This window comes from Kamptonema formosum PCC 10802 (genome assembly GCF_000332335.1).
Classification (GTDB): Bacteria; Cyanobacteriota; Cyanobacteriia; order Cyanobacteriales; family Oscillatoriaceae; genus Oscillatoria.
In genome coordinates this window covers 4,456,136-4,465,391 of record NZ_KB235948.1, presented here as the reverse complement: position 1 = coordinate 4,465,391, position 9,256 = coordinate 4,456,136, and the positions used below count along the sequence as shown (strand labels likewise).

Below are 9,256 nucleotides of genomic sequence, written 5' to 3'. Positions count from 1 at the left end.
TGTTGTTTTCCTTGAAACACACAGAAAAAGTTTTAATCATCCTTCTAGAGTGCAGCGCCGCTTATTTCCAAAATCCCAAATCCCCAAATCCCCAAATCCCGGCACCCCACCCCCTCCAATTTCCCACTCAACGGCAGCCAATCGCCCGCAGCGCCAGCAAACCGGCACCCTTTGCCGGCTCGTATCGGGGCCAAATTACCTCAGCCGCCGGGGCGATCGCAGCCAGCGACACCGCAAACCGCTCCCGCAACAGATCCGAAATCCGCCACGCCCCACCGGCAGTCACCACCTCAAACCCCTCACCCTCCTGAAAAATCCCCCCCATCACCGCCCGCACCGCCTCCACTAACTCCTCCGCCGCACTGTCAATAATCCCAACCGCCACCGCATCACCGGCATCCGCCGCCTCCCCCACCAGCGGCGCTAAACCGGCAATCTCTCTCGCACCCCACCCGCGCCGGTAAACCACCCCCACCAAATCTTCCGCACTTCTCACCCCCAGATGACACACAATCAAATCCGTCAGAACCGTCGCACCCAAACGCCCGTCATAAGAGCGCACCGACGCTCGCAATCCGCGTAAAGCGATATCATACCCGCCCCCTTCGTCCCCCAAAATATACCCCCAGCCACCGGCTCGCTTCGTCTCTCCCCGGCGGTTTTGCCCGTAAGCAATCGAGCCGGTGCCAGCAATCGCCACAATGCCCACCGGCTCCCCCACTCCCCCAGCCAAGGCTATGATGCAGTCATTGCAGATTACCACACCCGCCGGCGGCACCGCCCACCTGACCGGCAAGTCCGCCCTCGCCTGCAACTGTTGCGCTAAACCTCCCACCACTTTAATATCCTCAGGACGCCCCACGCCGGCAAGCCCCAAGCAAATCGCCCCCACCTCCAGAAAGCCGGTTTCTTGAGAAACCGCCTGTGCGATGGCGTTTCCAATTGAATTGCCGGCTGTCTCTATTCCCACGGTTTGGTAATTCGAGGCTCCCGCCTCGCCTCGCCCCAGAATTTTGCCGGTTTCGTCCATCAGGACGCAGACTGTTTTGCTTCCGCCGCCATCTATTCCTAGAACGCTAGTCATTTAAGATTAATTTATTTGAACCGCCAAGACGCCAAGAGCGCCAAGAAAGAAGAAACAGATTATTCGTGAATAGAATGTATTGTATCATATTAGCCCGCGAAGGCGGGCTTTGTTTGTATAGCCGCGACTTCAGTCGCCAGGTTGTTTGTTTACCGCGCTCCGCACTGCGGGAACGCTTCGCGTACAGTCACCGGCTCAATCAGGCACATCCAAAAACCGGCAAATCTCCTGCCAAATCTCATCCAGGACATTGGCCAAGGCGTGGTCGCTGTCGAGTTCCACTAGCCGCACCCAAGGGCGAGTGGCAGCAAAATCCCGGCTGGCTTGAATGGGAATCACTTCATCGTGACGCCCGTGCATAATTAAGGTGGGAATGGGTGCCTGTAGCTGCTGTTCTGGATACTGTCTCATATCTAGAACAAAATCATAATGCAGCGGCAGGGATTCCTTCTCACCATAATGGTACACCGGCAGGTATCCTCCTGCTTGCCACCGCCGCATCTTTTCCTCCCCCAAGGTGGGTAGCCAGTGGCAGAGAAATTGAAATGCCGGTGCCAGCAAGACTAATCGCTGGACTTGCCGGTGCTGCTGTCCCAGCCAGGCGGCTGTCAGTCCGCCAAAGCTGGAGCCAATGATAGCAACCGCTGCCGGTGCCGGTGGAAATTCCGCCGCGACTTGTTTGAGGTGGCGCGTTAGCGTCAGGTGGGAAAAATCACCCTGATTGAGGTCGGGCACTTTCATATCAATCTGGCGCGTCTGGAAGCCGTCGCGCAGATATTTCGCTTTAGCCGACTGGGGGCTAGAAGCAAATCCGTGCAGGTAGATGTAAGTTGGATAATTGGGCATGGGGCATGGGGCATGGGGTCTTGGGCATGGGGCATCATCGCATGGGGCATCATCGCATCGATCGGCAAAACAATCAATCCTCAATCCAAAATCCTCAATCCTCAATCCAAAATCCAAAATCCAAAATCCAAAGGGCCACTTCAATTTGGCTGCGGTCTTTCTCTGCCCGGGGCGTTCCGCATACCAGGCCGGCGCTGCTGCATCAGTTCCGACATCTGGCGGCGCTGATCGGGGGTGAGCACTTCTCGCATTTCCAGCAGGCTTTCAAATCGCAGCTCTCCCATCTTTTCCCGCAAGGCTTGAACTTGGCGGTGTTTCTCGCGCAGCTGGTTCTGGTCAGCAGTGCCCGCCATCAGATCGCGAAGCTCGTCTTCAGCTTGACGCAATGTTTTTTGCTGCTGCTGCATCTGGGTTTTGTACCGCTCTTGAATCTGCTGCATTTTCTGCATTTGGTCTTGAGAAAGATTCAGCTGCTCAAACAATTCTCCCGGGCCGCGCCCCGGTGGCCCCGGTGGCCCATCATCCCCCGGTCTTTGGGCAACCGGCTCCTCTGGCGCAGGAGCGGACTGTGCCAGGGCAGCGGCATTACCCAAAGCTAGCATTAAAACAGCTAAAACAGAAACGCGACGGAACAGCATTGTACTTACCTTGTCATTCTTACTGGCTTTGTGAACTGTCTGGGGGAAGCGGCTCGAAAGCTGTATCAGCCGCCGAGCTGTCGCTGAGGGTGCCATCCCAGCTGTTGACGAAGAATGCCTCCAGGTTGGCTATTTCAGCCGGACTGGGGGTTGGGGGCGTCAGCAGCCGGTGACCGGCTATGGCAATCAGCACGCCGGCAGCAATTGCCGGTGGCACGATCCACAGGCGGCGGTGCCGGTACTGCCGGACATGTGCCGGTTCATTGGCCACCGCCGCCAAAATCCGCTCCTCCAAATCCGGTGCCGGTGGGGGAGCCTCAGGGCGGTGCTGGCGCAGGAAAGTTACTAAGGGTTGGTCATCAATGGGCTGCTGAGTCATAACTCCACTCCTTCTTGCTGAAGAAATTGCCGCAGAGCAGCGCGTGCGTGGAACAGGCGCGACTTTACGGTGCCCACCGGCAGCCCCAAGATTTCTGCCACTTCTTTTTGCGGCAAATCCTCCAAATCCTGCAGCACCATAACGCTGCGATGCTCGAAACTGAGCCGGTCGAGTCCGCGCTGCACGAGGTCTTGGTAGTGCATCTGCATTAAGTCAGGTGCTGCAGCGTGGGGCGTGCCGGTGTCGGTGAGGCTTTGCAGCCCCGTGCGCTGCACAGCTTGCGCGCGCCGGTGGTCCGCTGCCACATTCCAAGCGATCCGGTACAGCCAAGTGGAAAAGCTGGACGCCTGCCGAAATTTGGGCAATCCTTTCCAGGCTTTCAGGAAGACCTCTTGCACCAGGTCGTCCAAGCTGGATGGCCCACACAACTGGTAGAGGGTTGACCGGACTTTGTGCTCGTAGCGCCGGTACAGCTCGCTAAAGCTCTGCCGGTCGCCCTTCAAGCACTGCTGCACGAGGTACGAGTCAGATTCGCTCACTATTAACACATCAGCTGGCACAACAGACACTGGCGGGGTCTTCCTTACCGGTTGTTCATTTGTGACACTTTAGACCAGGCGGGCAGAGAAAAGGTTCACCCCCTCCCCCCCTTGCGGGGGTGGTTTTTTCAGATTCCCTCGTTCCCTCGTTCCCAGCCTGAGGCTGGGAACGCAGATCGGGAGGCTCTGCCTCCTTTCGACCACAAGCCGATCGAAAGCCTAGCAGCTTACTGCCGGCAGTCACGCAATAATCTCTAAAAGCTTCTTATATACTACCCCCACATCGCGGAAGTAAGTTTCTTCATCGCCAGCCACCGGCACAAAAAACAGGTTGAGACAGGGCGTGATATAATCTTCTGACTCCAAAGTATCCTCCTGCACAAACACTCTCACGGAAGTGTCCGCCACCTGAGCGTTCGCCAGCAGTGCCAGACCTTGAAACAGCGCCAGTAAATCTTGGTACTCTTTTTCATTTCGGGGGACAACCCCCACATATCTTTGCCGCATCACGGCATCGGCTGTCGAAAAGTGCCCCTGGCAGCTGGAGTATGTAATGCACTTAAATTTTAATATCAAAGCAATAGTAAGCTCTCGGACGCCTGACTCTAGTGATTTTTTAAACTTGCGGTGGTACTTAGAAAAGATAGGAGAGTCGCTGCAAGCGGACGTCCCATCCCTGTTGATATTGCCCTGGGGGCTTTCCCGAAAGGTATCCCAGTCTGTTTCTCCTACAAACCTGTCATCCCAGGAAGAGATGAACTCTTTTAACCCACTCAAATAAGTCATTCATCCGCCCTCAATATCGTATTGGTGCAGCGCCCCAGGGGGACGCATTCTTGGGAAGAAACCGGGTGTCTTAAAGAAACCCGGTTTCTCGATTTCCGGTAAGGTTTCTCTATCCCAACCCACCGTTTTGCGTGAGTGAGAGGCTCCCGATGAGCTAAAGCCGCGCCGTGCATTCCAGAATCAGCCGCTGGTTGACCAGGGCGTAGGGCTGAATTTCTAGAGCTTTGCGAAAAGCTTGGATAGCCGCCCTGTAGTCACTAATTGCGGCATAGCACAAACCCAGACCGTGCAGTGCGCCAAAATGAACCGGATTGAGCTTGATAACCCTCTCGCAGTCAGCGATAGCTTTTTTGTACTGCCCCAGGGTGTAGTAGAGGACAGCGCGCCGGTTCCAGGCTTCCGCAAAATCAGGCTGGTCATTGATCAGTTCTGTGAGCGCCGCTTCAGCTTCGGCCACTTCGCCAGCCTCCAGCAAAATCTGAGAGCGCTGAATCAGTTCCAGCCCATAGACCCCTTTTTGGTGAAACCAAATGCGCCAGAGTTCCTGAGTTGCCCGGTTGCGGACGGCTTCATCAGACTTTTTCAGGTCTTCGAGTAACTGGTTGACAGATGATTCATTCATACAAGTGCGTTCCAGATGTGAGGAGTGTGCGGCATGCCCCTCACTATTATGCAAGCAAAAACGAACAGAAGGAAGAAGGAAGAAAACTTTTCCCCGCAGGGGCGCGCTCACGCTTGAATTTTGAGAAACCCGGTTTCTTTAAGAAACCGGGTTTCTGGGCCATAGTTCATCGAACTGAGAGCCGCTATATAAACCGGCTCCCGCAAAAGCTCCAGAAGCTCCTGAGATCCAGAACTCCCCTTACCGCAGCGTGACAAACTCCTCTGCGACTGTTGGGTGAAGGGCAACCGTGGCGTCAAAGTCCTTCTTGGTGGCTCCCATATTCACCGCTATGGCGATTCCCTGAATAATCTCCGCCGCATCTTTGCCCACGATATGCGCTCCTAGCACGCGGTCGGTAGTTTTGTCAACGACTAATTTGACCGTGGTTTTCTCATCCGCATCGGTGAGGCTGTAGAACATGGGGCGGAAGCGGGCGCGATAGATTTTCACGCCATCGCCCAACAGCTCGCGGGCTTTCGCTTCCGTCATGCCGACTGTGCCGGCTTCCGGCTGGGAAAACACCGCTGAGGGCACATTTTTATGAGAGATGTGGCGGGGCGTGTGGCCAAACACCGTATCGGCAAAGGCGCGACCTTCGGCAATCGCCACCGGCGTCAGGTTGAGCCGGTTGGTGCAGTCCCCCACCGCATAGATATGGGGCTGGCTGGTGCTGCTGTCGGGCTTAACCGCGATAGCCTCACCGGCCACCTCAACACCGGCATTTTCCAAACCCAGCCCCTTTAAATAGGGCTTGCGACCGGTGGCGCACAGGACCGCATCCGCAGTCAGCGTTCCGGCGTTCTTTCCAGAGAGCGCCAGCTGCAACCCCTCTGGCACCTTTTCAATTTTGGCCACAGTCGTCTCGGTCAAAAATTGAACCCCGTGCTTGGCCATTCCTTCTTGGACGCCGGTGCGGATATCTTCGTCAAATCCGTTCAAAATCAAGTCGCGGCGGATAATTTGGGTGACATTCGTGCCCAGCCCATTCATAATGCCGGCGAATTCCACGCTAATATAGCCGCTGCCAATAATGGCCATGCGCTTCGGCTGCTCTTTGAGCCAGAACATCTCGCGGGAGGTGATCGCGTGCTCAATCCCCGGAATATCCGGCTTGAAGGCTTCCCCGCCCACAGCAATCAAGATTTTGTCAGCGGTGATTTTGCGCTCGCCCACTTCCACCGTGTGAGCGTCAACAAAGCGGGCGCTCCCCCGAATCAGCCCCACACCGGCTTTTTCCAGCCACCCGACATGCAGCTCGCTCAGACGCCGGACTTCCTGATCCACCGCTCCCACCAGCCGCGTCCAGTCAAAGCTGGGCTGGACTTCGCTCCATCCGTAGCCGGTGGCGTTCTGGTACAGCCCGGAGAAAGCCGAGGCGTAAACCATCAGCTTTTTGGGCACGCAGCCCCGAATCACGCAGGTTCCCCCCACCAAATCCCCTTCGGCGATGGCCACCTTAGCTCCGTATGATGCCGCCCGCTTGGCAGCAGCCAGCCCCCCAGAACCCGCACCGATGGCAAACAGATCGTAATCGTATGTCATGGCTCAATAGCATCCGCTCGTAACAACCCACAATAACAGCGTGACACAGTTCACGGGACGCTCGGGGGAGTGGGGCATCGGGCATGGGGCATCGGGCATGGGGCATCGGGCATGGGGCATGGGGCATCATCGCATAGGGCATGGGGCATTGGGTTGTTCCTGAAATCTGACACCTAACCCCTGAACCCTGAAACCTGACACCTAACCCCGCGCCCCCTAACCCCGCGCCCCCTAACCCCTAACCCATCAGCCAAATCTGCGCCGGCTTACGCAATTCTACGGAAATTTTTCTAAGTATTTTCACTTAGAATACCATACGGAATAATTTATTCATTTACACGGATGTAGTATTCAGAGCTGAACGTTAAGATTTTAATCATCCACAGAAAACGGCTCACAGGGCGGCCATGATCGCTGTAGCAGAACATTCTCGTGATGGGTTTTCCGCTATTTCAATATCTGATTGGCGGCTAAGATAAGATCCCCCATCCCAAGCGCTCGGGTCAGTAATTCCCGCAGTATATAAAACGTAAGGAGAGTTAAAAATTTGAAACATTCTGGTGATTTCCCTTGGAATGAAACCGCTCAGTCCTTTAAGCCTACTGGGCTACAACTCTGGGAGCTTGTAATATAGATTCCCCCAAATAATTGGAAGGGGCGCTATATGATTCCAACGTCACACACAGGGGAGCGGGAGGGCGAGATGTTAAAGGGTTATAAAATTTGGGAAAGCCTTCCAGCTTACAGGAAAGGGAGAGAAATTTTAAAAAAAGCTTACAAAAAGGTAGCGATTCAGGATTGCGCGGTTCCTAGCCAGGAGACAAATGCTAAGCGCGAACGCTGTTTAAAAGCAACCTGTAAAAGGGAGCTATTAGCCAGAAGGGTGCGTTGAAACTATCAGGGGGGGTTGCTGCAGGGAGCTAAGGCAGAGGGGACACCGAACAGATCAAAAAGTTCTCGCTCGGGGACAGTCCTCGCTTCCGCCCTCACCCCGAAAACTGACAATCATCTCAAACCACTTAAGCCTTCGCTATGACTTCTACTAGCATAAGAGAAAGCAATACCACGCCACCAGTCAAGCTTGTGGCCTCACCGGCCAAGGCTTTGCAGAACATTGTGGCCAAAAAACTTACAGGACGCCTGACAATTGGCGATCCCAGTGACAGCTCTATCTTTTGGCGGGTTTATGCCGGCAACGGACAGGTGCATTTTGCCACCAGCGGCATGGGACAGCGGGAGCGGCTAGCCTATCTGCTCCAGTGGTACTATCCAGAGCTCGAACCGCTGCCCGAAAAAGAATTTCACTCAGATTACGAGGCGGTTTGCTATTACTGGCAGGCGGGACAGCTGTCGCTGCCACAGGTGCGCAAGCTGCTGTTCTGGCTGACACAAGAAGCCTTCACGCAATTGCTAGCCTTACCTCAAGCACCGCTGAAGTTTGACAAAACAGTGGGGCTAGATCCATTACTGATGTCCGTGCCGCTCAAACAGACCATCTTGCCGGCGAAAGCCTTCATCGGAGAGTGGGTGCGGCTGCGCTCTGAAATCAGCTCTCCCTTTCAGCGACCTTTTATTAAAGATTTTGAGCGGCTGTCGAAATTCCTTTGGCAGCAGGTCCGGGACGTGACATTCATCAAATCGCTGCTCAAAGTTCTGAGTCACAATGTTTCTATTTATGAAGCATCCTACCTGTTAAAAACCGATACCTTGGGGCTGGCCACACTGCTGCAGCCGGCGGTGCGGGCGGGAATTGCCAGCATCAGCCCCTATCAGGAGCCGCCAAGCGACCGGCGACCGATTGTGGCCTGCATTGATGACAGCAAAACGGCACAGCGGAACGTCAAGCTGATCCTGGAGGCATCTGGCTACCGAGTTTTGGGGCTGACAGAGCCGGCCAAGGCCCTAACTGCCCTCGCCAGACACAAGCCGGCACTGATACTGCTCGATATCAACATGCCAGAAATCAACGGCTACGAACTCTGCCGGATGCTGCGCCAGTCAGAACAGCTGCACGACATCCCGATTGTCATGCTAACGGGACGAGACGGCATGGTTGACAAATTGCGGGCGCGCATGGTCGGGGCGACAGACTACCTGACCAAACCATTTCAGGCGCAGCAGCTGATCGCCGTCGTTCACGACAGCCTGCACCCAGCCGGCTTGGAGGTGAAAACAACCTGTGCCGGCGCTTGAACAGTGGCCTGAAACGAGCCCTAGGGCCATTGCCGGACAAACTGATGCTAAATGACTACTTTTACATCCAATTACGGCAATCCGTGAGGTTAGCGCTGCCTGTAGAGAATGTTACAGAGGTGATGACCGTATCTCGAAGCGACATCTGTCCCATTCCCGGAGTAGCATCGGCGCTCTTGGGCGTGGTCAATCAGCGCGGACAGCTGCTGTGGGTGGTAGAATTGGCAGATTTACTCAGCGATGTCCTGTGTCTGGCACCATCCCCGCTACAGTATCGCTCCCGGGAGCAACTGATGCTGGCGGTACTCGCCGGCAAGCCAACTCCTGCTACCACGGCTGGTGCCCCACCCCGACTCGCCTGTGTGGTCTCCTCCCTAAAAGGCGTTGTCCCCCTCAACCCTGCCGAATTGAAACCGATCCCGGCCAGCTTTTCACCGGCCTTTAGCTCATTTTTATCTGGCATGACTGAAATTGAGCAATTATCGGTGGCCGTGCTCAACGTCTCAGCAGTTTTCGCGGCGATCCGCATCGTAGAAAAATAAAAAAGTCAGCCAGCCAAGGAAATTAAAAGTAAGAGGGCTCGCT

Annotated in this window: 10 protein-coding genes; 2 read left to right on the top strand and 8 right to left on the bottom strand. The window is 55.3% G+C overall.

Annotated elements, in window-relative coordinates:
* Positions 1-127 precede the first annotated feature (127 nt).
* The 8 genes from OSC10802_RS0119415 to gor all read right to left on the bottom strand — a co-directional run bounded on the left by OSC10802_RS0119415 (position 128) and on the right by gor (position 6,478).
* Entirely contained in the window at positions 128-1,084 is a 957-nt protein-coding gene (locus tag OSC10802_RS0119415; RefSeq protein WP_017718434.1) for an N-acetylglucosamine kinase, read from the bottom strand.
* Positions 1,085-1,279: 195 nt separating this feature from the next.
* Entirely contained in the window at positions 1,280-1,930 is a 651-nt protein-coding gene (locus tag OSC10802_RS0119410; RefSeq protein WP_017718433.1) for a YqiA/YcfP family alpha/beta fold hydrolase, read from the bottom strand.
* A gap of 140 nt (positions 1,931-2,070) precedes the next feature.
* On the bottom strand, positions 2,071-2,568 hold the full coding sequence (locus tag OSC10802_RS0119405; RefSeq protein WP_017718432.1) for a Spy/CpxP family protein refolding chaperone: 498 nt from the start codon (positions 2,566-2,568) through the stop codon (positions 2,071-2,073).
* A gap of 19 nt (positions 2,569-2,587) precedes the next feature.
* Positions 2,588-2,947, bottom strand: coding sequence for a hypothetical protein (locus OSC10802_RS40900; RefSeq protein ID WP_017718431.1), 360 nt, complete (start codon positions 2,945-2,947; stop codon positions 2,588-2,590).
* Positions 2,944-3,516 (bottom strand): sigma-70 family RNA polymerase sigma factor, encoded by a 573-nt coding sequence (locus OSC10802_RS0119395; protein ID WP_017718430.1) that lies wholly within the window; start codon positions 3,514-3,516, stop codon positions 2,944-2,946. Before OSC10802_RS0119395 ends, OSC10802_RS40900 begins: the two co-directional genes overlap by 4 nt.
* Before the next feature lie 210 nt (positions 3,517-3,726).
* The gene (locus OSC10802_RS0119390) at positions 3,727-4,272 is read right to left on the bottom strand and encodes a hypothetical protein (RefSeq protein WP_017718429.1); all 546 of its coding nucleotides are present in this window, start codon (positions 4,270-4,272) and stop codon (positions 3,727-3,729) included.
* Between the two features lie 154 nt (positions 4,273-4,426).
* Positions 4,427-4,894, bottom strand: coding sequence for a tetratricopeptide repeat protein (locus OSC10802_RS0119385; protein ID WP_017718428.1), 468 nt, complete (start codon positions 4,892-4,894; stop codon positions 4,427-4,429).
* A gap of 240 nt (positions 4,895-5,134) precedes the next feature.
* A complete protein-coding gene (gene gor / locus OSC10802_RS0119380) occupies positions 5,135-6,478 on the bottom strand; it encodes a glutathione-disulfide reductase (protein WP_017718427.1) in 1,344 nt (447 codons plus the stop codon).
* 1,032 nt (positions 6,479-7,510) lie between these two features.
* Here gor and OSC10802_RS0119370 point away from each other — a divergent pair.
* Together OSC10802_RS0119370 and OSC10802_RS44575 are read left to right on the top strand one after the other, a co-directional pair.
* Positions 7,511-8,671, top strand: a complete 1,161-nt coding sequence (locus tag OSC10802_RS0119370; RefSeq protein WP_017718426.1) for a response regulator — start codon at positions 7,511-7,513, stop codon at positions 8,669-8,671.
* A 29-nt stretch (positions 8,672-8,700) separates the two neighbouring features.
* Entirely contained in the window at positions 8,701-9,213 is a 513-nt protein-coding gene (locus OSC10802_RS44575) for a chemotaxis protein CheW (RefSeq protein ID WP_155968077.1), read from the top strand.
* Positions 9,214-9,256 lie beyond the last annotated feature (43 nt).

Coding starts and splice junctions, on each gene's coding strand:
- OSC10802_RS0119415 (WP_017718434.1), bottom strand. CDS start 1,084: ATGACTAGCGTTCTAGGAATAGATGGCGGCGGAAGCAAAACAGTCTGC.
- OSC10802_RS0119410 (WP_017718433.1), bottom strand. CDS start 1,930: ATGCCCAATTATCCAACTTACATCTACCTGCACGGATTTGCTTCTAGC.
- OSC10802_RS0119405 (WP_017718432.1), bottom strand. CDS start 2,568: ATGCTGTTCCGTCGCGTTTCTGTTTTAGCTGTTTTAATGCTAGCTTTG.
- OSC10802_RS40900 (WP_017718431.1), bottom strand. CDS start 2,947: ATGACTCAGCAGCCCATTGATGACCAACCCTTAGTAACTTTCCTGCGC.
- OSC10802_RS0119390 (WP_017718429.1), bottom strand. CDS start 4,272: ATGACTTATTTGAGTGGGTTAAAAGAGTTCATCTCTTCCTGGGATGAC.
- OSC10802_RS0119385 (WP_017718428.1), bottom strand. CDS start 4,894: ATGAATGAATCATCTGTCAACCAGTTACTCGAAGACCTGAAAAAGTCT.
- gor (WP_017718427.1), bottom strand. CDS start 6,478: ATGACATACGATTACGATCTGTTTGCCATCGGTGCGGGTTCTGGGGGG.
- OSC10802_RS0119370 (WP_017718426.1), top strand. CDS start 7,511: ATGACTTCTACTAGCATAAGAGAAAGCAATACCACGCCACCAGTCAAG.